The organism is Alicyclobacillus shizuokensis NBRC 103103, from assembly GCF_001552255.1.
Taxonomy (GTDB): Bacteria; Bacillota; Bacilli; order Alicyclobacillales; family Alicyclobacillaceae; genus Alicyclobacillus_G; species Alicyclobacillus_G shizuokensis.
Window position 1 is genome coordinate 107,615 of the sequence record NZ_BCQV01000002.1, and the last position, 22,266, is coordinate 129,880.

The window sequence follows — 22,266 nt, forward strand, 5'->3', positions numbered from 1 at the left end:
GCCCATCTCTTCGGTGGAATCTACGTCCTCAGCGCATGGAAAAAACATAGTGCAGCCCCAGCACCAGGAACAGCACACCCGAAACTAAACAAACGACCGCCAATCCACGCAGCACATGCCTTCACTCCCCCGCCCTGAGCTCCAAGACGGAAAACCGCTCACCCATGAACGTGGGCAACGTCAAGCGTTTGACTTGGGCTGCCACGTTCGGCCACGCAGCCGTGGCGGCCAGCGTCTCGGCCGCTTGTAAAATGCCCTCGTTAAGCAAAAATTGTCCCTGCGAACGGAGCGGTAGAGCGGTAAACCCGGACTCTGCGGCGGTCGCCAGTACCTGCGTCCAATTGACGTCGGCGGTTACATCCATACCGCCCGGACAGGCCAGGATGGCGTCCAGGTCACGCACCCGGTGGCCCCGATACCCGCGCAACGTTCCGTGTGGCCGCACTCCGGCCTGCCACTCCTCCCGGGTGATGCCGTAGTCGAAGAAGACGGCGGACAGGAGAGCGGCCATCCTGCGCAGGCGATCAAAAAATTCCGTCAACGATACCGCCACCTCCGCTTGACAATCCACGGGACAGTCGACGTAACGATAAGCCAGATCCGCCACCGGGCCATCTGTTGGCCGCCAACTCAGCGCCAAGCCGTTGCGGTCTTCATCCCAAACCACCCAGGCCTGGTCCCAGCCGTCGCGTCTGCGGCGGACTCGTTCCACCGGCAAGGCATCCAACACCTCATTGCCCACCACCAGCGTGGGCCAATCCGGCAAGATGTCGTCCCACACCGTCTCCGGGCAAGAGCGCAGGCGTTCATACTGCAGCCGCTGCAAACCAGGCGCCCGCTCGAGGAGAACATACCGCAGCTCGCAGGCGTCGCTCATTCTCGCCCGCCACGCGGAGAGAAAGGTTTGCGCAAACTCGCCCTGACCAGGGCCGATTTCGACCACCTGCAGGTATCGCGGCCGTCTCCACCGCCGCCAATTCCGTTCCGCCCATAAGGCCAACGTGTGGGCAAACAGAGGCATCCCGGACGCCGTATAAAAATCGCCGCCCTCTTCGCCGATGCGGACACACCGGTTGTAGTACCCGTCTTCCCCGTACAGGGCGAGACTCATGAAGCGGGCGAACGTAAGCCCGCCCGCTCGACGTACCTCGTCTACTAGACCCGCAGCCACCATACCTCAATCGTTCAGTTGAATCACGTCGTCGATGAGCCCGTACGCCTTCGCCTCATCTGCCGACATGAAATGATCCCGGTCCGTATCCTCCTCTACGCGCTCAAGCGGCTGACCGGTGCGTTCGCTGAGGATCTGATTCAGACGTTGTCTCGTACGGATGATATGTTCCGCGTGGATTTTGATGTCGGAAGCCTGACCGCGGGCTCCGCCCAGGGGTTGGTGAATCATCACTTCCGAGTTCGGCAGGGCAAACCGCTTGCCCTTCGTGCCGGCCGCGAGCAGCACCGCACCCATGCTGGCCGCCATGCCGACGCAAATCGTTGAAACATCCGGTTTGATGTGTCGCATAGTATCGTGGATGGCCAAGCCTGCGCTGACCGATCCGCCCGGGCTGTTGATGTACATCTGAATATCCCTATCCGGGTCGTCCGCGGCCAGAAACAGCAACTGGGCGACCACAGCGTTGGCCACCTCGTCATCAATGGCGGTGCCCAAAAAGATGATGCGGTCCTTCAACAACCGCGAATAAATGTCGTAGCTGCGTTCTCCTCGGCTGGTCTGCTCAATGACAATTGGCACCAAGCTCATCGGGTAGTTCCCTCCTCACTCATTAGCACCTATCTTGGACACATCCAGTATGCCGTAGTCACCGCAATTAGTCAAGGTAAGTCAAAGTCAAATCAAGATCGCATCGGATGGGCTCACTCTCCAAATACTAGGGCCGTGGCCGATAACCAGGCCATGCTGTGAACGGATGGGTGAAAGGAGGGGAAGTCCGTGAAAAACAACATCAGCGCGCCTGACCGCTACTTGCGATTGATGACCGGTCTGATGGCCTACGGCAGCGCCAGCGCCATGCGCAAAGGCGGCGTGGGCAAGAGCCTCCTGATGGTATTCGGCGCCATGAAAGTGGCGGAAGGCGTCACCGGCTGGTGCCCTGTCACGGAGCTGGTGGAACGACTGAATCGCACGGAGAGCCGCGATTTCCAGCATTCGAATCCTGCGGCCCAGCCGTCTGCGCGCCGGCGAAGCGATGGGGACAGGCGCGAACCGGAGGACGGCCGGAACCTGAAGACCCAAAAGCGGAGTGATTACGACCGGCAATCCCGTTCGGCCGATGCGGACTCGATCCCTGAACACACTCACACCGACGAAGATGTGTGAGTTCAGCAAGAGCAAGCCGGCGGGGTTCGCCACGGACGGGAACCCCGCCCCGCTCAGGCAAATTGGCGAAAGCGCACCCCGTATTTCCCGTGTCGCGTCTGATACACCTGTACCTCGTCAGCGTGGACGGGACCACGGATGCGCTCGTCCGCTTCAATCCACATGACCGCGCAGTACGCTTCAAACTTGGAATCGTACAGCCCAGCAAAGTATACCCATCGGCTCATCGGCTTCGCCCCCCCGGGTTTATAGTATGTGCCCCGGAGCAGCCGCCTCCCCGCTCCAATCGTTACCTTCTTCCCCTTGGCGACGGTTACAGGTACACGCGGTCCCCACCCAGCGGAATCACATTTTCACGTCCGATGGCATGCCGCGCTATCATCATCGCCTCCCAGTTTCGACCGTGGTACGAAGCGCACAAGCGCTCCAAGACCTTCACTTGGAAGCCCGCATCCCAAAGCGAGAACATGGTCGCCAGAACCGACAGTTCACTGTCTACACCGCCGATATGCACTTCTTGCACGCCGTGCTCCAGAAGTACCCGCCGAACTTCGTGCGTGTAGCCGGAATACGTGGACTTTTCCATCACATAGGCCCGTGGGTGCGACAGCAGCAGGGTGTTCTCCCCTCCCAGGTCGTCGTATACCCAACGTGTCAACACCACCGCCGCGTAGTCCTCCGCATGCTCATCGAGGAACTTCTGGCACAGGCGGGCAATGTAGTCGAGGGAACTGCGCAAGAACTCCTCCTGCACATCCAACAGGATCAACCCTTTTTTGGCCATATTCAACCTCCCATACGGCTTTGCCCCAATTTCGCCTCCGTGTCCGGCCCGGTTTCATGCCAATCGTGTCACGTATTATGGTACCATGAGGAATATTCAAAAGGAACCAAACGAATAGCTTGTCTTTGCAGTTATGCATGTGGATTGGACTACAAGAGCAACGGCGGCGCCACCAGCCTGCAGTTTCCTCTTTCTCCCCCTTGACTTCTATCTCACGACCAATTTTGCTACAATAAATATACCTCGGGATGTCCCATAGCGCCCGCGCTGGGGACGGTCAGCCTGCATACGGTGGAACAGGACCGGCATACACCGTCAGGATGTTTGCCAAGCCAGTCGATGGGAGGGGAGCATCGTGATCGCCAAGGAAGATATCCTGCACTTGAAGACGAAGATACTCCCGGCCGGCGCAGAAATGATTCTGGACTTCTTGTCCTCGTATCTGCAGCAGGTGGAACTAACCAGCATAGTCCTGGAGAACGTGCCGCTGTTGATCATCGGCCGCCATGGGATGATTGCCCGCATTCCAAACGGCGGTGGCATCCAGAAGGCAAGCCAGCCGAAAGACATCATGGCGCTGCTCCAGTCCTATATGCCGAAAAACGAGAAACTCTACCTGTTCGTCAATCTGCCCGACTTGCCTTTGCCGGCAGAAGTGGCGGACGTCATCCGTGAAGTTGAAACCCGCGCCGCCCGCAAATATGAATTGAAGCAGATCATCGACGAAGCGCTGGATCAGCGGGATAAGCAACGGTTCTTCGAAGCTGTACGCGAGTGGCAAGAATTGATGGAGTCGGAGGATCCGCCGACCATGCGGCGGTTTTAGCCGAACAAATGGGAGGTCCGCCCCTTGTTGGACAGCGGCATGGTTCTGTATGATGAAACAGAAGCCACGACCACAAGGTATGTAGGTATCGTGGGTCAATACGAGCGATACGACTTGGCCATCACCACCACCGGCCACTTTTACGGGAAGTCGTTGGTGACTTCCATTCCGTCGGGACGCACAGCCATCCTGGGGGCGGATGATGTGATGAACATCCCGTACCTCATGCAGGTCTTCGCCTTGACGGATGAAAGAGCAGCTCAGGAACTTTCGGAACTGCTCCAGGAGAACATCTGAGACCGGTGTCGCCCGCGGGCGGCGCCGGTTTTTTGCGTACGCCAATGCGTACGAATCCGGCGCTGCTGCCCCACCAGGGAGTTTCAAGCTTCCCCCAGTTTCAGCTGGTGCCCGTAGCGTTCCACAAACAAGGCAGCCGCTTGCTCTTGTTCAAAGCCCATCAAGCTGGTCAATTCTGGCCTGGACCCTGTGTTGTCGATTCGAAACAAAAATACCTCCAAGGCAGCGGTACCCGGGGCATAATAGGCGCCATACTCGGCTTCGCCGGTGCGGAAGTAGGCGCCAAGCGCCAATTGTTCCGTCTGCCCGCCGGGCTCCTCGACCTCGGCGAAGAATATCGGTTCAATCTCATCCAGCACGCGGTCGGTGAATAACCGCCCCGGAAACGATAAGTGCAACCCCTGCTGGCTCTGCTGGCCGATGACAAACAATAGCCTCTCGTTGTCCCGGCGAAACCGCACCAACGCGAGATGGGCGTCTTCGTACCAAAAGGCATACACGTCCGCGTCCGTGAAGGTCAACCAAGTAGGACTCTCTATGTGGTTTGTCTCGTGATTCCCTGCGCCCATCCCGTCGGCAAGCACGTCATCACTCCGCATCCTCATGTTCTTTCGCCAAGGCTCGGTCAAAGTTCTCCTTCGTCTCCGAGGCACAGATATACAGCATGAAGAGGGTGGCAAGCGCCGCCACCGCCATACCGAGCAGTCCCATAAGCAGCCCCCGCTCACCGTTTTACGTATAGAATACTGATGATTCTGTTCGAGGTCAATCTACGGTCTCGAGGCAAACCCCTTCGGCGAGGAAAATGTCTGAAATGAATAACTGTCACTCCTTTACTCTATGTATTATCGTTCTACTCTATGTATTATACTTCTGTTTGTACCTTTTGAATTTCCAGTTACAAAACGCGTACGAAAAGAGGGGGCATGCATGCTGAAGGTACAAGATCTGGTCAAAACGTACCAGAGTAAGGATGGGCGCAAGGTTCCAGCGGTGCGGAGGATTTCATTTCAACTCCAGCCGGGCTCCATACTCGCTTTTCTCGGGCCCAATGGGGCCGGCAAAACCAGCACCATCAAGATGATTGCCGGCTTGGTGCGTCCGGACAGCGGCGACGTCACAGTTGCCGGACACAGCATCACAAAGCGCCCCAGGCAAGCATTATCCCATGTCGGCGCCGTGCTGGAAGGCAGCAGAAACCTGTATTGGCGCCTTACCCCACTCGAAAACTTCGAATACTGGGGCGGCATCCGCGGTCTCAATAGAAAAGAATCGAGAGACCGGGGTCGCGAGTTGATGAAGGCCTTCGGCTTGGAAGGAAAGCTGGGCGCTACTGTGCAACAGCTCAGCCGAGGCATGCAGCAGCAGGTGGCAATCTGTGCAGCGCTGATTCACCGCCCGCGCCTCCTGTTGTTGGACGAACCCACACTGGGGCTGGATTTGCAAGCGTCGGACAGGATCTTGTCATACGTACTCGGCCTGGCACACGACCAGGGCGTCGCAGTCCTCTTGACCACGCACCAGATGGAAGTGGCGCAGGCTTTGGCCGACCAGGTGGCCATCATTCAGCATGGGCAATTAATCCTGAAGGGGAAAAAATCAGAAGTCCTCGATATGTACGCAGACGACTGGTACGTTTTGGAGTTGGTCTCACCGCCAGACCGCGCAACGCGGGACAAATTGAACTCCGTCGCGGCTGAATGGATTTCCGACACTACCTGTCGTTTCATCCTCGAGAATCCGAGTCAACTTCATGCTTTGGTTGCGGACCTCAAGCCCATCCCCATTGTCCGCATTGTCCGCGACTTTCCAGACCTGGGCACAGTGTTTCGCAGTCATGTGCAAGAGCTCCCTGACCGCCAGGAGGTCGAGGCATAATGTGGTCTCTCCTCGGCGCAGAGATGCGCCGCGAGTGGATTCAACTTCGGCGTTACCCGACCGAATTGGCCAGCCAGCTAGTGGTCATTGTCGCCATTTTTTACAGTCTCTTTTTGGGCGCCTCCTACATGGCCGGCACAACGACGTTTGGTAACCGTTTGAGCGATATCATCGTTGGCTATACACTCTGGACGCTGGCCATCGCGTCAGTTGACGTGATGGGCTGGACCATCGCCACTGAGGCACTGAACGGCACCCTGGAACAAATTTTTCTAAGCCCCTACGGAGCGCGCTGCATTCTCCTCGCTCGCAACGCAGTCAATGTCATCTTCAACCTCATCTTCAGCGCGTTTACCCTACTCATCATCATGGCCCTCACGGGGCGGTGGCTGACCATCTCACCGTGGGACCTGCTGCCTGGTTTTCTGATGACGGTTGCCGCCATGGGTTTGGGATTCTTGGTCGCCAGCGCGACGATCCTTGTGAAACGCTCCAACCAATTGCTCAATTTGCTTCAGTTCGTTTTGTTATTTCTCGTCATGTCTCCGTTCGGCAGCCTGCCCGGTGCCTGGCATCTGGTCTCTCTTGTCGTGCCGTTCGCCCCGATGGTGACGCTGCTGCGCCACATGATGACACACGGCGTTCCACTGTGGAGCGACAGTCAGTGGCTGTACTTTTCCATCACAAATGCCGCTGTGTGGTTTCTCATCGGACTTGCCGTGTTTTCTGTGGCTGAGCGGCGTGCGCGCAAACAAGGCGTCCTGGGCCATTATTGATGGTTGGATGACAGCCCGGACACCGGAGAACTTGCCGCCTGCCATCCAAGTGTCCTTTTTGACCGACCCTTTGCTTGGCTTTATAATGAATGTCAAGAGTCAAACTGGATACGGATTTCTGTGGCTGCATCGCTTTTGTTTTGTGACCGCACGGTGCAAACCTTCGCGGAAGGAGTGACCGGCATGTTCAGGTGGACCAAGAGCCAATGGGTGCGCTACAGCCTGTACGCCTTGTTGTTCCTGTTTGTCATCCTGGGAGTCAGTCTGCATTCCTATCCGCTGCTCATTGCCTTGATTGTTGTTGGCATTGCGTTGGCTGTGCTGGCGGACAAAATGGAAAACGCCCCCAGCGATCCGTACAAGCGTTTTAATGACCAGCACCATCGCCTGCATCACTGACCGCCACGGGAGGCTTATGAATGGACCGCAATGAACTGTGGGTACAAGCCGAAGAGCTGGCGGACATGATTCTGCAAACCCCGGAAATTCAGCGCTACCAACAAGCAGAAGCCAGGCTACAGGAGCATCCACAGGCTCAGTCCCTGATGCGCCGCTTGCGCTCACTCCACGAACAAATTAAGGAATTTACCGTCCGCAAGGTTCCAGAAGCGTACTACCGCCACCTGACACAGGAATCCGAGGCGGTTCTTCAAGAGTTGGAACAAATTCCTGTGGTGCGTGAATTCCAACAGGCTCAATCCGCAGTCAATGACCTACTGCAAGCGGTCACCGAACGTCTGGGTCAGGCTGTACAGGAGCGAATGACCGATACCTCTGACAGTCCATGACGAGCGCCTAGCCGGCCCATGAGCGGGCAGGTTTGTGTTTCCAGGCGGAGCATGATAGTATGAGGGCATTCTCCTCAAACGGAACGAGAAAGAAGGAATGGGCCGATGACGGAACATGAACATGAGCACCACGACCATGATCACGAACACGAGACCGAAGAAGTCATTGTGCTTCAAGATGAAGATGGAAACGAGCACAATTTTATCTTGAGTGACTTCATCTCGGTCGAAGATAAGGATTACGCGGTTCTGCTGCCGGCTGACGAAGACGATGACGAGGGCGTCATCATGAGACTCGACGGCGAAGATGGAGACGAGGTCGTCTTGGCCATAATCGAGGACGAAGAAGAATGGCAAAAAGTTGTCGATGCCTACAACGAGTCTCTGTTGTCGGATGACGACGACGAAGACCTCGAATAAAGAACCCTATACTGCTGTGAAGCGGCGCGCTGGAGACACGTTCTGCAGCAGCGCCCTATTTTCTTGTTCCGCCCACTTTACACGTCTCCCCACCCACCATGTGCTTGTCCCGGTTGACAGTTGGCTGGATGGCCTCTATTGTTTATAGGAGGACAGGCAGCGATGTTGCTAACCGGGCGAGTTGCAAACAAACAGATCCTGTAGGGGAGTAGCTGCCGCGAAGGCTGGATTCGCGGACGAAGTGTGCCGTCAATACGGTGCGGTGTACGGCATTTGGAGCCTGCTGGTTCCAAAGGTCCCGCACCCGGCGCCTTACATAGCATCGGGACAGCCTGTGAAGTTGTTCGCAGTCCCGGTCCTGTGAGCGAGACTTACAGTCTGATGGAATATGGTGGTCGGTACGTGCCCATTGCGCAAAACGGGCAGACTGACCTTCATCAGACTGTGGTCTCGCTTTTTGGTGTCATCGTACACCCGGCGTACTCCGGGAGGAGGATTCCTATGAATTGGTACTTGCTCGTATTGAATGTCGTTCTGGTCAATATCATCCTGTCCGGAGACAACGCGCTCGCCATCTCTCTTGCCGCCGACAGGCTGCCGCCAACGATGCGCAAACGAGCCATTGTACTGGGCAGCATCTTGGCCATCGTGCTGTTGATAGGATTCACCGCCCTCGGCACGTTCATCATCCAAATTCCGGTCCTGAAAAGCGCCGCCGGTGCGCTCTTGATGTGGATTGCGCTGCGCTTGGCGACGGAACGGCTTCACAAGCCCAGGGACGATTCGCGGGAAACACGGAGCGCTGTGCCTAATCGGCTTTGGAAAGCCATCGGTACCATAGCGGTGGCTGATCTATGCATGGAACTGGACAACGCGATGGCTATGCTGGGAGCCGCGCATGGACGATTGAGTGTGTTGCTGGCCGGCTTTCTCTGCACGATTCCGTTTCTGATCTTGGGCAGCCAAGTGATTGCCAAGGTGTTTGACAAGCTGCCGTGGATTGTCTTCCCAGCCGCCGGTTACATCGCATGGATTGCCGGGAACATGATAGCGGACGACGCGGTCTACGCGCATCTATCCTGGAACCCCATGCTCCAGCGGTGGCTACCTCTGTTCTGCATGTTGGTGTTCGCCTGCATCATCGCCATCTCCGCTTGGCGAGGTAGGCGGTCCAAACGCAGGTTTCAAGCAGCGTTGCAGAAATCCCATCCCCTCGACAGGTTGGCCAAGTAAGCGACAGGTGCCAAAGCGAGATGTCCCGTTATCCCCTGACCCTACATTCTGCAAAAACTGGGCGTCCAGGACAGAACTCAGGTGGTGTCTGTCGCCGCGCGCGCTCAGCTCCTGATACGCGGCCTCGACGTCCTCGCAGGTGAAGTGCGCCATCGTGATTGGACACCGGAATACTGACAAAACGAACGCGAATCATGGATTATCCCCTTTCCCGTAGTGACGTGCGACCGCGTAAAATGCTTGCTTACGTTCCCATCGCGGATGCCGCGAGGTCGTATCGTTTCCGCTGGGCCAGGTACGTACCAAGCTGTAGCTGGCGGTGTCCAAGTCGTAACGCGGATCGATATTCGAAGGATAACTGGGACTGACAAATGTGTAGACGAAGGCACCGTCGACTCCCTCTTTGTCGAATAGCTCCAGCAGCTCGGTCAGGTACTGTGCCTGCACGCTCTCGTCACGTATAAGCGGCTTGCCGAGGCGCCAAGGTGTGGATTGCCGATTGACCACCATCCACCCCATGCCACCGAGGTCGTCTGCGCCGGCATACGTGCAGCATCCGAATTCGGTCACGACAACGGGCTTGCCGCACCGCTTGTACTTGCGAATGAGGCCGGGGAACTCCTTCTTATTGGTCCCGTCGCGGTAAGCGTCGATGCCGACGATGTCGAAGTTATGCCAATCGATATCTTCCCACAGCCCCGATGCGTAGGCCAATGGACCGGCGAAGCGGCGACGCACCTCCTTCGCGGTGCGGGCCAAGAAGGTGTTTAAACGCTCTTCGGGCGATCCGTTTGCGAGCATGTCAGCGGTCCAACGCGAAGGATCAGACAACAATGCCAGGCGGTCAAGCAGGCTATCTCCGGGGATCAGACCGGACATGAAGACGCTCAGCTCGCACCCCAGCACGAGCACCACTTGACTGCCCACCTTGCGCAGGTCCTCACAGGCCGAGGCAGCCTCAAGCATACACTGGAATGTCTCTTGCTCGTTGGCATTGTGAACCGATGGGGAAAGCCAAACCTCCAATCCGTGTCGACATGCAGCACCTGCGGCCAGCTTCAGCCGCTCGATATCCTGACCGGTGATGCGAACGGCATTGCAATGCAATTCCTTCGCAATCACCTGCATCTCCCGCTCCACAAGGTCCAGCGGCAGCGTCTCGCGTGTGAGCCCACCATTGATGATGGGTGTTCCAACGTCGTAGGTAACACCTCGGATTCGCAGGTTCATAGCCTGACAACACCCTTTCGCAATTCGATACCTTTGCCATATCGTCAGGATGCAGGGACTTATCGGGGGAGCTGTTGCCCCAATTATACGGATTATATCGTACCATTGTTTTCACTCTGGGTCTTCGATACATATTCCTCAGAATCGCGCTCGACAGAAGCTCCGGCAAGCGATGTCCCACATACCGGAAATGAGGTGCTACCAGGACGTGGTGTCCCATCTACGGAGTGAACACGATGTCCGGTCCCTTGTGTTCTCCTTGCGTACAAACTGGCAATCAAGCTGTTGTCGCACTTGTTAACTTCGTTTAGAATAAATAAAACTTCATTGTAAGGAGCATTTTATGCTCACGCGCTTGACGGTCCTTCAAGGCTTCTACAACGAACTCGATCAGGTGGTGGCCATTCTATTGTGTCAGGCGCCCCGCGTCTCCTCCAGACCCGATGTGAGCAAGCATTTCCAAGAGTTGTTACCATGCGGTAAGACCAACCACTCTTTGACGTTCATTGGAGTGAGAGCAATGTTGGCCACCTTATGGTTGTTGACCGGTGCCGTGTTCATCCTCACCCTCCTTGCGGCCTTCGCCATTCCCTCGTGGCCCGTGTTGGTGGTGTTTCTCCTCTCCCTCCTCGCGACCATCGGCTATCGCCTCACCCGCATACGGGCGGTCCCTGTCATTGCACTGACGGGAGCCTTGTTGATTTGTGCCTACGATGTCGTGATGCTCATCATAGTGCTGCACACAGCACGCTGACATGTGCCCCATTGTTTCCATGGGGCGAGGAAAACTTCTTCAGGTAAAGAGGAACGTCTTCACAACAGGCGTCTGAGAACGGGATCGGCAACAACCATTCGCTACACCAATGGCCCCAAGCCACAAAAAAAGGCCGCCCACCGCTGGGCGACCTCCCCGAAAACCTCATCGTTCCGGGCTGTTATGTGGAGCCACCTGTCGGATTCGAACCGACGACCTGCTCATTACGAGTGAGCCGCTCTACCCCTGAGCCAAGGTGGCACACTGGTGGCGGCGGGTGGATTCGAACCACCGACGCCACGGGTATGAACCGTGTGCTCTGACCGACTGAGCTACGCCGCCAACTGGCGGAGAGAGAGGGATTCGAACCCTCGAGGCGAGTTTAAGCCCGCCTACACGATTTCCAGTCGTGCTCCTTCGACCAACTCGGACATCTCTCCATAAAATGCGGCGAACAAGCCGTTTACACCGGCGAAAGTTATCTTAGCACGATCCGCCCGCTTACGCAACCCATATCCCAAGAGGCTCGCGCCAACCGGGCGGCGGTTGCCACCCGCCCGCCCGGACGCAGACACCTCACCGGCTGTGGCGCTACTTTACCCCCGCAGCCAGGACTTGCTTCAGCTCCAGGACATTGTTGAGCACGTAGTTACAGCCGAGCGACGCGAACGACCGCCTTGCGTCTGCACCGTCCAAGCCCGTCAGGACGGCCGCAAAGTGACAACCCATGGCGCGCGCAGCCAGGGCATCGGCCACCGAGTCGCCGACAATCAACACCCGCCGGCCCTCGGGCTCTGGCAGCGGCAGGGGCGTGTCCAACACAGCCTCGAGGTCAGACTCGCCCAGGTAGCTGCGCAGGTAGGAAAACGGGTGCGGCTTCGACAGAGGCTGGCCCGGCCGCAGGGCCTGCGCCTCCAACACCTCACTAGCCGTGGTGACGCGGTTCCTGTCAAATCGGGACAACCAATCAAAGGAGCGCAGCGGCACCTCCGTTTCCAGGCGCGGCCGCCCGGTGGCAATGCCAATCCGCATCCCCCTGCTCAGCACATCGTCCAACAGGTCGCGAAATTCGTCAGGAGGGACCACCGGCCGCTCCTGTTCCAGGTAGCCCGCCTTGCCTGCAGGTTGTCCGTGCCATGCCGGACCTCCATAGACGTCACCCAGGTACCACTCCTGAAACACATCTTTCCCCAAATCCCATACCGCCTGCGCCGCGTCTCCGAGTATCGGCTCCAGCACACGCCGGCAGACGGAAAACAAGTCGTCTTTTCCCCGGCAATGCTCGAACAAGCGGGTGTAATTCCGGAAGACACCCTCTGCCATGGTCGGCGCCGCGGCAACGAATTGCCGCAGGGCTTCCACGAGGGCCGTGCGCCGGGCCGACGCGTCGGTCATGGCTGCGCTGCCTGCGCTGGGCACCGGCAACTCCTGAGGCAGCCAGGCCATCCGCGCCTCCGCAGGTAAGCTGTCGGCCACGGCCGCCAGCACGGCGACGAACTGCAGGTACACCATGTCCCAATTGGCGTTGACGCCACGTCCTTTGATGAAACGCAGGAACTCGTCCTCATGGAACACGCGGGCGCGAATCTCGCTCACCGTCTCGTCGTCCGGTCGCACGCCAAACCCCGGCATCCCCGTGAAGGTCAGGCGCAGATACTGAGGACTGGCCAACAGTTCATAGACGGCCAAAGCCGACGCGTCAAAGTAACGCTCTTCACTGAGCATGACCCCATCGATGTCAAACAAGATCCAGTCGTACACGTGACTCCTCCCGTTCCATCGGCAAAAACAAACACAGCCCACCGCTTGAGCGTAGCCCGGCTCCCACATCCAGTCAAGGGGCGCGCCACTCAGGACTACCCGTGGCGTTTGGCAAATTCCCGCATGAAATCGCACAAGCGTGCGCAGGCTTCAGGCTCCACCGCGTTGTACAGCGAGACGCGGCAACCACCGACCGAGCGGTGACCGCCAAGGCCCGACATGCCGGCCTGTTTCGCGGCAGAAATGAATTCGCGAGTCAACTGGTCGTCAGCCAAACGGAAGGTCACGTTCATCTGCGACCGCGCGGCCGGATCGACCACACCCCGGTAAAACCCATCGCTCTCGTCAATCACGGTGTACAACATATCCGCCTTCTTGCGGTTACGTTCCGCCAGGCCGGCCACACCCCCTTGCTCCTCCGCCCACTCCAGCACCTTTTCCAGCGCGTAGACGGCGAAGACAGGCGGCGTGTTGTAACGGGAGTCAGCGGCCGCATGCGTTTGGTAGGCCAGGATTTTTGGCAGGTGCGTCCCCGGGTGCCGATCCAGCCAGTCCTCTTTCACAATGACCACCGTGAGACCGGCGACACCCAAGTTTTTCTGGGCGCCCGCGTAGATGAGATGGTAGTCTCCAACCGGAATGGGGCGGGACAGAATGTCGCTCGACATGTCCACGACCATCGGTCGGCCAACCACCGGGATCGAAGGCCACTGCGATCCCATAATGGTGTTGTTGGACGTGAAGTGCACGTACGCATCCGTGTCCTCCACGTGAATCTCTGCCGGATCCGGCAACCGACGATAGCCGTCGTCCTTCGTGCTGGCGGCAATTCGTACCGGCGCCACCCGTCCGGCCTCCTGATACGCCTTTTCGGACCACGATCCGGTCAACACATAGGCACCGGTCTCGCCGTCGGAGATAAAGTTTTGCGCAATCATGGCGAATTGCAGGCTCGCGCCGCCCTGCAGATACAGTACCCGATAGCCGTCCGGGATGGCCAGCAACCGGCGGAGCCGTTGTTCAGCCGCCGCCTGCAGGCGGTTATAGGCGTCGCTGCGGTGGCTGATCTCCAGCACAGACATCCCGGTGCCCTCGTAGTTGAGGAGTTCCTCTTGCATCTTCAGCAGGACCGACTCCGGCAGCGCGGCAGGCCCCGCGCCAAAGTTGTCGATTCGTCCGACTCTCTGCCTCTCTATCATAGGTACGGTCACGGTTTTCATCGCCCCTAATTCAGTATGCGCGCTCCTTGGCCCACGTCGCCCATTCAAAGACGAATGGTGCTGACCTGTTGAATCCCGGCCATGCGGCTGATTTCGGCCAGCACGCTGTCCGGCACCACCTTGTCCACAGCCAGCAGCATGACCGCCTCACCCCCGGATTCGCGCCGTCCCACCTGCATCGATGCGATGTTGATGTCCGCTTCTCCGAGCAGTGTCCCGATGCGCCCAATCATCCCCGGCCGATCGACGTGGCGGGTGAACAACATCCGGGGCTGCGGCTCCGCATCCAAAGGATAGCCGTCTATCTCCACCAGCCTCGGCCCAAGGCCGTTGTAAACCGTTCCCGCCACTGTGTGACGTAGCCCGTCCACCGTCACAGCCACAGTCAACAGGTTGGTGAAGACCTTCGACTTGGCCTGGCGCACCTCACGCAGGGAGAGGCCGTCCATCTCCGCCAGAAAACGCGCGTTGACGTAGTTGACCTCCTCACCGTACCGGCTGCTCAACAGCCCTTTGAGCAGGGTCCTGCAGACAAACTCGCTGGCCACCTCGCCCAACTCGCCGCCGTACGTGATTTCCAAGTGAGAGAGCGCCCCCGTGTACAGCTGCCCGGCCAAGGTCCCCAATTTCTCGGCCAGTGTCAGGTACGGGCGCAGATGCGCCTCCTGCTCGACGCTGAGCGCCGGCAGATTGACCGCATTCTTGGCCGGCAGGCCACTCAAGATATCGGCAATTTCAGCCGCTACCGAGATCGCCACATTGACCTGCGCTTCCACCGTCGAGGCGCCGAGGTGGGGAGTGAGAATTACGTTTTCCAAGCTCCGCAGCGGATGATCATCCGGGAGGGGTTCTTGTTCAAAGACATCCAGAGCGGCTGCCGCCACTCGCCCTTCACGCAGGGACGCGACCAGCGCCTGTTCATCGATCACGCCGCCACGCGCGCAGTGGACGATACGCACACCCGGCTTCATGTTGGCAAATTGTTCGGGGCCGAGAAGGTGCCGCGTGTCGCGCGTCAGGGGAGTGTGGACCGTGACAAAATCCGCCTGCGCCAGTGCATCGTTCAACGACAGGCTCGTGATACCCAACTCCTGGGCACGCTCACGGCTGAGGAAGGGATCATAACACACGACGTTCATATTGAAGGCCTGCGCGCGTTTGGCCACCTCCCGGCCGATCCGCCCGAGACCGATAATGGCCAACGTCTTGCCGGACAATTCCACGCCCACGTATGCCTTGCGTTCCCATCGGCCTTGCCGCATCGACTGATGGGCGTCCGGGATGCGGCGCGCCATCGCCATCAACATCGCAAAGGTGTGCTCACAAGCGGAGATGGTGTTACCGTCCGGGGCGTTGATGACCACCACGCCCCTGCGGGTGGCGGCCTCGACGTCGATGTTGTCGACACCAACCCCAGCTCGGCCGACCACTTTCAGTTGTGCTGCAGCTTCCAGTACCCTTGCTGTGACCTTCGTCTGCGAACGAACGATCAAGGCGTCCACATCGGTCACAGCCTGGCACAGGTCGTCCTCCGTCAAACCAGTCTGCACACAGACCTCAATGTTCCCTCGATCCCGCAGTTGCTGCAGGCCCACCTCCGCCACATCGTCGGCAACCAGGACTTTCATGCGTCTCTCCCTCCCGGATTCGAAAACAGCCGTCTGAACACTCCTAATCCTTCCACTAGGGTGCCCAGGCGGCCGGCATATGCGTATCGCACTCCTCCGAGGTACTCCTCTACATCCGCCAGTCATGCGATACGGTCTCGTCTATTGGGTTTTCTTTAAAAATACAGATGTGCCACAGGCCATGTCAATCCCTCTTCTTGATGTAAGCGATTTCTATCCGATATTCCTCCATGCGAATGGACGATGACTCGGTCTCTTACCGGATGCGCCATGGATGGGTGTAAATGTTGAAGGTTCCGTTACGGACAAAGCCCACCACAGTGATATTCAGCTCCTGTGCGATGTCCAGCGCCAACGATGTAGGCGCAGACCGGGCTAGCACAATGCCGATCCCCATCTTGGCCACTTTGAGCAGGACCTCGGACGAAACGCGGCCACTGAAAGTGACTACGCGACCGGTCCGGGAAATGTGGTGACGCAGACAATACCCGTGCAACTTGTCCAGGGCGTTGTGACGCCCGATGTCGGTCCGCGCCATAACATTGCCTTCGATGTCCGCCAAGCAGGCCATATGTACGCCACCTGTCTGATGAAACAGGTCCGCCATGGCGTCCATACGGTCCACCAATTGCAACACCGTTGGCGGATCCAGCGTCACATCATCACCCACCCAACGCGCGGTGTGTGCATCATTGTAAAAATAGAAGGACTGCCGCCCTTTCCCGCAGCACGAACCGATGTACCGCTTGTTGAAAAACGCTTGGTTGAAATTGACGAGATTGGTGGTGTGAACACGGGCTGTTCCGGTACGCGAATTGACCACCAGATCGTTAACCTGGTCCACGGAGCGAACAATGCCTTCGGAGGCGAGAAAACCCAAAACGAGGTCATCCATATGCTCAGGAGAACAAACGACTGTCGCCATTTCCTGATCGTTTACGTATATCGTCAACGCGTACTCCGTTGCCACCGACTCTTCAACCGGCTGACAATCCCCCGCCTCGTAGCGGAGCGCCGGCCGCTGCTCGGACAACGGCAGACCGTGGCTCACCGTCAACCACCCCTCTCGACCGATTATCCCTGAACTTTCGTATACGTGCAAGTGCTGCCAAAAACGTCGAAACCACCGCGATTCACCGCATGAGAAACGGAAGCCCACAGGGCCGCAACCAAGCCGGCTTCCTTTGACACGCGGGTGCAAGCAAACAAGCCGCGCGGAAGCACCTCACCCTCGGTGCCGTCCGGCGGCTTCGTCGATTCGTCAGGCTGCTGAAAGGAAGACTCACCGGGAAGACTCGGTGCCCACCAACCCCACCCGGTCCTCGACGCTTATTTCTTCGGATTGGATTTGCTCGAGAAACACCTCATGTAGGCGGCCAGCCGCCAACTCCAACTGCTCCGCCGGAATGATGCACGACACCTTCATCTCCGACGTACTCACCATCTTCAGCGGAATGTCGGCCTCGGCGAGTGTCCGAAACATCGTGGCAGCGACACCGGGGTTACTGATCATCCCCGCCCCGACAATCGACACCTTGGCCAAGCCGGTTTCACAGACAACGTCGTCAAATCCCAAAGTCGACTTGAGGGCGGTCACCATCTCCATGGCGACAGCGGCGTCGTCCTCCTTGACCGTGAACGACACATCCACCTTGTCGGCAGCAACCACGCTCTGGACGATGACATCGACATTGACGCTGGCCTCGGCCAACGTGGAAAACACTGCAGCGATGCCATGCCGCGAGAGCGGCACACCAATCACAGTTACCCTAGCGACCTGGCGTTCAAACGCGACGCCCGTCACCAACTGCTGCATTTCTAAACCCTGCACCGTCTCCATCACCTGCGTTCCTTCTTCCTCCGAAAAGCTGGACCTTACAACCAGGGGCACCCCGTACTTCTTAGCGTTCTCCACCGCCCTGGGATGAAGGACCTGGGCGCCGAGCGTCGCCAACTCCAACATCTCGTCATAGGATATGGCCGCCAGTTTGCGAGCGTGGGGCACCACTCGTGGATCGGATGTATATACTCCATCCACATCTGTATAAATTTCACACAGGTCCGCATGCAAAACAGCCGCCACCGCCACGGCCGTCGTATCGGATCCACCGCGGCCCAACGTCGTAACATCCGTTCCGGCAATTCCCTGGAACCCGGTGACGACGGGAATCACTCCCGCATTCAACGCCGCCTGTAGACCTTCGCAGCGGATCTCCGTCATTCTCGCCGATCCATGGTTGGCTTCGGTCTGTATCCCCGCCTGCCAGCCGGAAAAGGATTTCGCTTTCACACCGCGCTTCTGCAGAGCCATCGCCAACAGCGCGGCCGAAACCTGCTCACCGGTGGCCAAGAGCGCATCCAGTTCTCGCGCGTCCGGCCGTTCCGACACGCCATGGGCCAGGGCCAACAGGTCATCTGTGGTATCCCCCATCGCAGAGACCACCACAACACACCGGTGGCCTGCCGCCACCGTTCTGCAAACCCGGTCCGCGACCGCCTCAATGCGCTCCACACTGCCGACCGAGGTGCCCCCGTATTTCTGCACAATCAGCACGTTTCTCCACTCCCCGAACTGTGGAAAGGCCAAGCCGTCACTCTCTATCTTTATCTAGCACTTTACTGGATTCGCTGCTCCGTGGCAAGGGGCCGACACGCAGCCGCTGTTTGGCACGTTCCAATTGACGGCGCACGGCTTCATGCCCTGTGCCCCCACGTACCGCTCTCGCCGCCACTATGTTTTCTATGCGAATCACATCATAAATGTCCGGTTCAAATTCGGGACACGCCTTTTGATATTCTTCGAAGGGCAAGGTCGACAAGTTCTTCCCCTGCTGCACGGCTGTCAGCACCAGACGCCCCACCACCGCGTGCGCATCCCGGAACGGGACCCCTTTTCGCACCAAGTAATCGGCCGCATCCGTGGCATTGGAAAAATCCCGGGCAAGGGCCGCTTCAATCCGGTCCGGCCGCAGCTGCAGGCTCTCAATCATGCCTGCGAACAACGTGAGGGCAGGCAGTACTGTGTCAAACGCATCAAAGATGCCTTCCTTGTCTTCCTGCAGGTCCTTGTTGTAGGCTAGGGGGAGCCCCTTGAGGACGGTAAGGAGACCCATCAGATGGCCGTACATTCGTCCCGTCTTTCCCCTCACCAACTCGGGTACATCCGGATTCTTCTTCTGGGGCATCATGCTGGACCCTGTGCAATACGCGTCGGCCAATTCGATGAAGCCAAACTCGTCGCTGCTCCAGAGTATCAACTCCTCCGAGAAACGGGACAGGTGCATCATTAAGAGGCTGCAGGCGCTCAGGCATTCGACCAGATAATCCCTATCCGACACGGCATCCAAGGAGTTCTCGTACACCTGCTGGAACCCCAACTCCTGGGCTACCGCCTCCCGGTCGACCGGAAACGACGTGCCGGCCAGCGCCCCGGCTCCCAAGGGCATCATGTCGGTTCTGCCCAGCGCGTCCTGAAAACGCGAGAAGTCGCGCTCCAGCATCCAAAAGTACGCCAAGAAGTGGTGCGAGAGGAGAACCGGCTGCGCCCTCTGCAGGTGCGTGTACCCAGGAATGATGACGCCAAAGTGCTTTTCGCTGGCCGCGACCAGGGCCTGCTGAAGCGAACGGATACCGGCCATCACCGCCTCGATACCCTCTTTGACGTACAAGTGCATGTCCAGCGCGACCTGGTCGTTGCGACTCCTCCCGGTGTGCAGTTTGCCGGCCACCGGACCGAGACGCTCGTGCAACAAGCGCTCCACATTCATATGAATATCTTCGTCCTCCAGACGAAACTCAACCCGGCCGGCCTGAACCTCCTCGAGCAACTCGGATAGGCCCATAACCAAACGGTCGGCATCATCCCGAGGGATGATACCGGCCGTTCCCAACATACGGGCGTGGGCGATGCTGCCGCGAATATCCACTTCAGCAAGCCGTTTGTCGAACCCAATGGAGGCCGTGTACTGTTCCACCAGCTGATTCGTATCCTCGGTAAATCGCCCACCCCACAGCTTCATCCGACGACCTCCCCGACGACGCTCGGTTTTCCGGAATCCTCGTTCTTCTCCAACGCCGACACGTGGACGTCCGTCAGCACGCTTGCCGCTTCCGCCCCCTGCTGATGAACGCCCGCATGTACGGTGGTCGGCATGCCCCATAGCTCTATGAAGCCAACCGCCGCCTGATGGTCGAACGCATCTCCGACCGAGTAGGTGGCCAGGTCATGGCGGTACAGCGAATACGGGGACTTGCGGCCGACCACCTGAAAACCGCCCTTGTACAGTTTGACCCGCACGACTCCCGTCACCGCCCGCTGGGTCTCCTGAATGAAGGCGTCCAAAGCCTGTTTGAGCGGGGAGAACCAGAGCCCGTTGTAAATCAGCTTGCTGTATTCCAACTCGACGCCGGCTTTGTATTGCGCGACCTCACGCGTCAGAGTCAGAGCCTCCAATTCCTTGTGCGCCTGCACAAGCACGAGACCGGCAGGCGATTCGTACACCTCGCGCGACTTGATGCCCACCAGGCGATTCTCCACGTGGTCAATCCGTCCGACCCCGTGCCGACCTGCAATCCGGTTCAACCGCCAGATGAGCTCGCCCAGTTGCAGGACCTCGCCACCCAGCGCCACCGGCACCCCTTCATCAAACGAGATCTCCACATACTCCGGGTCATCCGGCGCCTGTTCCGGATTGACGGTCCACTCAAACGCCTCCTCAGGGGCTTCCGCCCACGGATCTTCCAATGCGCCGCATTCAATGGCACGTCCCCACAGGTTGGCATCGATGCTGAATGGGTTGTCGAGTGTAACCGGAATCGGAATCCCGTGTTCTTTGGCATAGGCGATCTCCTCATCGCGCGTCCAATTCCACTCGCGCACAGGAGCAATCACCTTCAGCTGAGGATTGAGCGCCTTGACTGAAACCTCAAACCGAACCTGGTCATTGCCTTTCCCCGTGCACCCGTGCGCGACCGCCTCGGCTCCCTCCTGCGCGGCGACCTCGACCAGCAACTGCGCAATCAATGGCCGGGAAAGAGCGGAAGCCAACGGGTATTTTCCTTCATAGAGGGCATTGGCCTTCAACGCAGGCAAAACAAATTGCGAAGCGTAACGCTCGACGGAGTCAATACGGTACGACTTGACCGCTCCCACCTGCAACGCCTTTTTCTGGACAAAATCTAAGTTGTTTCCTTCCCCGACATCGACGCACATCGCCACCACATCGTATCCGTACTTCTCCTTCAACCAGGCAATCGCGACCGACGTATCCAATCCGCCTGAATAGGCGAGCACCAATTTCTTTGCCATACTCACATCTCCTCCCCGAATGCACCCGCATCCGCCATCAAGGCGGCCAACACGGCCTTTTGTGTATGCAGTCGATTCTCCGCCTCGTCAAAAATCACGGAGTGCTCCCCGTCGATAATCTCCGAAGTGACTTCCTCACCCCGATGAGCCGGCAGACAGTGCAAGAAGATGTACTCAGGATTGGCGTGGCCAACGAGTTCTGCGTTCACCTGGTAATCCGCAAACACCATACGCCGGAATTCAGCTTCTTCCTCGTCGCCCATGCTGGCCCACACGTCCGTGATGATGACATCCGCCCCCGCAACCGCGCGGACTGGATCAGTGGTGACCAGCACCTGCGAGTGGTTGGCCACAGCATCCTTTTTCGCTTGTTCCACAATCTCCTGGTTGGGCCCGTAGCCCGGAGGCGTGGCCACACGCACGTTCATGCCCAGTTTCGGGGCCAACTGCAGCCATGAATGAGCCATGTTGTTGCCGTCCCCGACAAAGGCGACAGTAATCCCCTGCATGCGTCCCGTGTGTTCATAGATGGTCAAGGCATCCGCCAAGGCTTGGCACGGATGGTGATCATCGGTCAACCCGTTGATGACCGGGACAGTGGCATACTTGGCCAGAGTCTGCACCACCGCGTGTGAAAACGTGCGGATCATAATGCCATCAACATAGCGGGACAGTACACGCGCTGTGTCCTCAATCGGCTCCCCACGCCCCATCTGGGTGGACTGGCTCGGAATGAACAGCGCGTGCCCTCCCAATTGGGCCATGCCAACCTCGAAAGAAATGCGGGTACGGGTTGAGGCCTTGTCAAAAATCAACGCGAGCGACTGCCCCCCCAGCACCGCATGCGGAAACCGCGACTTCTTGGCCTCCTTCAGCAGCAGCGACAGTTTCAGCAAGGCATGGACATCTTCACCGGTGTAATCGCTGAAGTCCAGCAAGTCGCGCCCTCGCAATCGCTGGTGGGCAGCCATCAACGCTGTCTGCAAACGGACGGATAGATACCCGTCGCCCAGCGGTTCAATCCC

General features: G+C 58.4%; 25 protein-coding genes, 3 tRNA genes and 1 riboswitch. Of the genes, 10 read left to right on the forward strand and 18 right to left on the reverse strand.

Going from position 1 to position 22,266, the window contains the following annotated elements:
* Nucleotides 1-121: 121 nt before the first annotated feature.
* Together ASH01S_RS01195 and clpP are read right to left on the reverse strand one after the other, a co-directional pair.
* Complete coding sequence (locus tag ASH01S_RS01195) at nucleotides 122-1,171, reverse strand: SAM-dependent methyltransferase (RefSeq protein WP_169794161.1); 1,050 nt, start codon at nucleotides 1,169-1,171, stop codon at nucleotides 122-124.
* A gap of 6 nt (nucleotides 1,172-1,177) precedes the next feature.
* On the reverse strand, nucleotides 1,178-1,762 hold the full coding sequence (clpP, locus tag ASH01S_RS01200; protein ID WP_067922183.1) for an ATP-dependent Clp endopeptidase proteolytic subunit ClpP: 585 nt from the start codon (nucleotides 1,760-1,762) through the stop codon (nucleotides 1,178-1,180).
* A gap of 189 nt (nucleotides 1,763-1,951) precedes the next feature.
* On the opposite strand from clpP, the gene ASH01S_RS01205 reads away from it, so the two are divergent.
* Nucleotides 1,952-2,338, forward strand: coding sequence for a YgaP family membrane protein (locus ASH01S_RS01205; protein WP_067922185.1), 387 nt, complete (start codon nucleotides 1,952-1,954; stop codon nucleotides 2,336-2,338).
* Nucleotides 2,339-2,391: 53 nt separating this feature from the next.
* Here the strand turns inward: ASH01S_RS01205 and ASH01S_RS18755 are convergent, their stop codons facing one another.
* The gene (locus ASH01S_RS18755; protein WP_169794162.1) at nucleotides 2,392-2,565 is read right to left on the reverse strand and encodes a hypothetical protein; all 174 of its coding nucleotides are present in this window, start codon (nucleotides 2,563-2,565) and stop codon (nucleotides 2,392-2,394) included.
* An 86-nt stretch (nucleotides 2,566-2,651) separates the two neighbouring features.
* Nucleotides 2,652-3,122, reverse strand: coding sequence for an isochorismatase family protein (locus ASH01S_RS01210; RefSeq protein ID WP_067922188.1), 471 nt, complete (start codon nucleotides 3,120-3,122; stop codon nucleotides 2,652-2,654).
* A 355-nt stretch (nucleotides 3,123-3,477) separates the two neighbouring features.
* Here ASH01S_RS01210 and ASH01S_RS01215 point away from each other — a divergent pair, with 355 nt between their 5' ends.
* Both ASH01S_RS01215 and ASH01S_RS01220 read left to right on the forward strand, forming a co-directional pair.
* Complete coding sequence (locus tag ASH01S_RS01215; protein ID WP_067922191.1) at nucleotides 3,478-3,948, forward strand: IDEAL domain-containing protein; 471 nt, start codon at nucleotides 3,478-3,480, stop codon at nucleotides 3,946-3,948.
* A gap of 24 nt (nucleotides 3,949-3,972) precedes the next feature.
* On the forward strand, nucleotides 3,973-4,245 hold the full coding sequence (locus tag ASH01S_RS01220; protein WP_306302849.1) for a DUF3055 domain-containing protein: 273 nt from the start codon (nucleotides 3,973-3,975) through the stop codon (nucleotides 4,243-4,245).
* Between the two features lie 83 nt (nucleotides 4,246-4,328).
* On the opposite strand, the gene ASH01S_RS01225 is transcribed toward ASH01S_RS01220, so the two are convergent.
* Both ASH01S_RS01225 and ASH01S_RS19450 read right to left on the reverse strand, forming a co-directional pair.
* Nucleotides 4,329-4,850 (reverse strand): hypothetical protein, encoded by a 522-nt coding sequence (locus ASH01S_RS01225; protein WP_157066927.1) that lies wholly within the window; start codon nucleotides 4,848-4,850, stop codon nucleotides 4,329-4,331.
* Nucleotides 4,834-4,956 (reverse strand): hypothetical protein, encoded by a 123-nt coding sequence (locus tag ASH01S_RS19450; RefSeq protein ID WP_281178171.1) that lies wholly within the window; start codon nucleotides 4,954-4,956, stop codon nucleotides 4,834-4,836. Before ASH01S_RS19450 ends, ASH01S_RS01225 begins: the two co-directional genes overlap by 17 nt.
* A 219-nt stretch (nucleotides 4,957-5,175) precedes the next feature.
* On the opposite strand from ASH01S_RS19450, the gene ASH01S_RS01230 reads away from it, so the two are divergent.
* The 6 genes from ASH01S_RS01230 to ASH01S_RS01255 all read left to right on the forward strand — a co-directional run bounded on the left by ASH01S_RS01230 (nucleotide 5,176) and on the right by ASH01S_RS01255 (nucleotide 9,340).
* Nucleotides 5,176-6,123 carry an ABC transporter ATP-binding protein gene (locus ASH01S_RS01230; protein ID WP_067922196.1) on the forward strand — a complete coding sequence of 316 codons (948 nt, stop codon included), beginning with the start codon at nucleotides 5,176-5,178 and terminating at the stop codon, nucleotides 6,121-6,123.
* Nucleotides 6,123-6,899 carry an ABC transporter permease gene (locus ASH01S_RS01235; protein WP_067922199.1) on the forward strand — a complete coding sequence of 259 codons (777 nt, stop codon included), beginning with the start codon at nucleotides 6,123-6,125 and terminating at the stop codon, nucleotides 6,897-6,899. The genes ASH01S_RS01230 and ASH01S_RS01235 overlap by 1 nt, the downstream gene beginning before the upstream one ends.
* 183 nt (nucleotides 6,900-7,082) lie before the next feature.
* Nucleotides 7,083-7,298 (forward strand): hypothetical protein, encoded by a 216-nt coding sequence (locus tag ASH01S_RS01240; RefSeq protein ID WP_157066928.1) that lies wholly within the window; start codon nucleotides 7,083-7,085, stop codon nucleotides 7,296-7,298.
* A gap of 20 nt (nucleotides 7,299-7,318) precedes the next feature.
* The gene (locus tag ASH01S_RS01245; protein WP_067922203.1) at nucleotides 7,319-7,687 is read left to right on the forward strand and encodes a YlbF/YmcA family competence regulator; all 369 of its coding nucleotides are present in this window, start codon (nucleotides 7,319-7,321) and stop codon (nucleotides 7,685-7,687) included.
* Nucleotides 7,688-7,792: 105 nt separating this feature from the next.
* Nucleotides 7,793-8,107 carry a DUF1292 domain-containing protein gene (locus tag ASH01S_RS01250; RefSeq protein WP_067922205.1) on the forward strand — a complete coding sequence of 105 codons (315 nt, stop codon included), beginning with the start codon at nucleotides 7,793-7,795 and terminating at the stop codon, nucleotides 8,105-8,107.
* Nucleotides 8,108-8,608: 501 nt separating this feature from the next.
* Nucleotides 8,609-9,340, forward strand: a complete 732-nt coding sequence (locus ASH01S_RS01255; RefSeq protein WP_067922207.1) for a YjbE family putative metal transport protein — start codon at nucleotides 8,609-8,611, stop codon at nucleotides 9,338-9,340.
* Nucleotides 9,341-9,532: 192 nt separating this feature from the next.
* Here the strand turns inward: ASH01S_RS01255 and ASH01S_RS01260 are convergent, their stop codons facing one another.
* Nucleotides 9,533-10,570 carry a glycoside hydrolase family 113 protein gene (locus tag ASH01S_RS01260; protein ID WP_067922209.1) on the reverse strand — a complete coding sequence of 346 codons (1,038 nt, stop codon included), beginning with the start codon at nucleotides 10,568-10,570 and terminating at the stop codon, nucleotides 9,533-9,535.
* Between the two features lie 520 nt (nucleotides 10,571-11,090).
* Here ASH01S_RS01260 and ASH01S_RS18260 point away from each other — a divergent pair.
* A complete protein-coding gene (locus tag ASH01S_RS18260) occupies nucleotides 11,091-11,324 on the forward strand; it encodes a hypothetical protein (RefSeq protein WP_157066929.1) in 234 nt (77 codons plus the stop codon).
* A 186-nt stretch (nucleotides 11,325-11,510) separates the two neighbouring features.
* On the opposite strand, the gene ASH01S_RS01270 is transcribed toward ASH01S_RS18260, so the two are convergent.
* From ASH01S_RS01270 to argF, 11 genes are all read right to left on the reverse strand, one after another.
* Nucleotides 11,511-11,585 (reverse strand) — tRNA-Thr (locus ASH01S_RS01270).
* 4 nt (nucleotides 11,586-11,589) lie between these two features.
* Nucleotides 11,590-11,666: transfer RNA gene (locus ASH01S_RS01275), tRNA-Met, on the reverse strand.
* A gap of 3 nt (nucleotides 11,667-11,669) precedes the next feature.
* Nucleotides 11,670-11,764: transfer RNA gene (locus tag ASH01S_RS01280), tRNA-Ser, on the reverse strand.
* Nucleotides 11,765-11,915: 151 nt separating this feature from the next.
* Entirely contained in the window at nucleotides 11,916-13,085 is a 1,170-nt protein-coding gene (locus ASH01S_RS01285; protein WP_067922213.1) for an HAD family hydrolase, read from the reverse strand.
* Nucleotides 13,086-13,180: 95 nt separating this feature from the next.
* A complete protein-coding gene (serC, locus tag ASH01S_RS01290; RefSeq protein ID WP_067922217.1) occupies nucleotides 13,181-14,284 on the reverse strand; it encodes a 3-phosphoserine/phosphohydroxythreonine transaminase in 1,104 nt (367 codons plus the stop codon).
* Nucleotides 14,285-14,349: 65 nt separating this feature from the next.
* Nucleotides 14,350-15,933 carry a phosphoglycerate dehydrogenase gene (gene serA / locus ASH01S_RS01295; protein WP_067922219.1) on the reverse strand — a complete coding sequence of 528 codons (1,584 nt, stop codon included), beginning with the start codon at nucleotides 15,931-15,933 and terminating at the stop codon, nucleotides 14,350-14,352.
* Nucleotides 15,934-15,988: 55 nt separating this feature from the next.
* Nucleotides 15,989-16,069, reverse strand: a riboswitch (ZMP/ZTP riboswitch).
* Between the two features lie 120 nt (nucleotides 16,070-16,189).
* Nucleotides 16,190-16,984, reverse strand: coding sequence for a formate dehydrogenase accessory sulfurtransferase FdhD (gene fdhD, locus ASH01S_RS01300; protein ID WP_245628887.1), 795 nt, complete (start codon nucleotides 16,982-16,984; stop codon nucleotides 16,190-16,192).
* A 231-nt stretch (nucleotides 16,985-17,215) separates the two neighbouring features.
* Nucleotides 17,216-18,487: an aspartate kinase gene (locus ASH01S_RS01305; RefSeq protein ID WP_067922224.1), complete on the reverse strand. Its 1,272-nt coding sequence runs from the start codon at nucleotides 18,485-18,487 to the stop codon at nucleotides 17,216-17,218.
* Nucleotides 18,488-18,524: 37 nt separating this feature from the next.
* The gene (argH, locus tag ASH01S_RS01310; RefSeq protein WP_067922226.1) at nucleotides 18,525-19,952 is read right to left on the reverse strand and encodes an argininosuccinate lyase; all 1,428 of its coding nucleotides are present in this window, start codon (nucleotides 19,950-19,952) and stop codon (nucleotides 18,525-18,527) included.
* Nucleotides 19,949-21,241 carry an argininosuccinate synthase gene (locus tag ASH01S_RS01315; protein ID WP_067922228.1) on the reverse strand — a complete coding sequence of 431 codons (1,293 nt, stop codon included), beginning with the start codon at nucleotides 21,239-21,241 and terminating at the stop codon, nucleotides 19,949-19,951. Before ASH01S_RS01315 ends, argH begins: the two co-directional genes overlap by 4 nt.
* Before the next feature lie 2 nt (nucleotides 21,242-21,243).
* Nucleotides 21,244-22,212, reverse strand: a complete 969-nt coding sequence (gene argF / locus ASH01S_RS01320; protein ID WP_083516720.1) for an ornithine carbamoyltransferase — start codon at nucleotides 22,210-22,212, stop codon at nucleotides 21,244-21,246.
* Nucleotides 22,213-22,266: the final 54 nt, after the last annotated feature.

Excerpts from the sequence above, each read along its gene's own strand:
- ASH01S_RS01245 (WP_067922203.1), top strand. The coding sequence starts at position 7,319 with ATGGACCGCAATGAACTGTGGGTACAAGCCGAAGAGCTGGCGGACATG.
- serA (WP_067922219.1), bottom strand. The coding sequence starts at position 15,933 with ATGAAAGTCCTGGTTGCCGACGATGTGGCGGAGGTGGGCCTGCAGCAA.
- ASH01S_RS01240 (WP_157066928.1), top strand. The coding sequence starts at position 7,083 with ATGTTCAGGTGGACCAAGAGCCAATGGGTGCGCTACAGCCTGTACGCC.
- clpP (WP_067922183.1), bottom strand. The coding sequence starts at position 1,762 with ATGAGCTTGGTGCCAATTGTCATTGAGCAGACCAGCCGAGGAGAACGC.
- ASH01S_RS18755 (WP_169794162.1), bottom strand. The coding sequence starts at position 2,565 with ATGAGCCGATGGGTATACTTTGCTGGGCTGTACGATTCCAAGTTTGAA.
- ASH01S_RS19450 (WP_281178171.1), bottom strand. The coding sequence starts at position 4,956 with ATGGGACTGCTCGGTATGGCGGTGGCGGCGCTTGCCACCCTCTTCATG.
- serC (WP_067922217.1), bottom strand. The coding sequence starts at position 14,284 with ATGATAGAGAGGCAGAGAGTCGGACGAATCGACAACTTTGGCGCGGGG.
- argF (WP_083516720.1), bottom strand. The coding sequence starts at position 22,212 with ATGGCTGCCCACCAGCGATTGCGAGGGCGCGACTTGCTGGACTTCAGC.
- ASH01S_RS01230 (WP_067922196.1), top strand. The coding sequence starts at position 5,176 with ATGCTGAAGGTACAAGATCTGGTCAAAACGTACCAGAGTAAGGATGGG.
- ASH01S_RS18260 (WP_157066929.1), top strand. The coding sequence starts at position 11,091 with ATGTTGGCCACCTTATGGTTGTTGACCGGTGCCGTGTTCATCCTCACC.
- argH (WP_067922226.1), bottom strand. The coding sequence starts at position 19,952 with ATGAAGCTGTGGGGTGGGCGATTTACCGAGGATACGAATCAGCTGGTG.
- ASH01S_RS01255 (WP_067922207.1), top strand. The coding sequence starts at position 8,609 with ATGAATTGGTACTTGCTCGTATTGAATGTCGTTCTGGTCAATATCATC.
- ASH01S_RS01225 (WP_157066927.1), bottom strand. The coding sequence starts at position 4,850 with ATGAGGATGCGGAGTGATGACGTGCTTGCCGACGGGATGGGCGCAGGG.
- ASH01S_RS01250 (WP_067922205.1), top strand. The coding sequence starts at position 7,793 with ATGACGGAACATGAACATGAGCACCACGACCATGATCACGAACACGAG.
- ASH01S_RS01235 (WP_067922199.1), top strand. The coding sequence starts at position 6,123 with ATGTGGTCTCTCCTCGGCGCAGAGATGCGCCGCGAGTGGATTCAACTT.
- ASH01S_RS01210 (WP_067922188.1), bottom strand. The coding sequence starts at position 3,122 with ATGGCCAAAAAAGGGTTGATCCTGTTGGATGTGCAGGAGGAGTTCTTG.
- ASH01S_RS01260 (WP_067922209.1), bottom strand. The coding sequence starts at position 10,570 with ATGAACCTGCGAATCCGAGGTGTTACCTACGACGTTGGAACACCCATC.
- ASH01S_RS01315 (WP_067922228.1), bottom strand. The coding sequence starts at position 21,241 with ATGGCAAAGAAATTGGTGCTCGCCTATTCAGGCGGATTGGATACGTCG.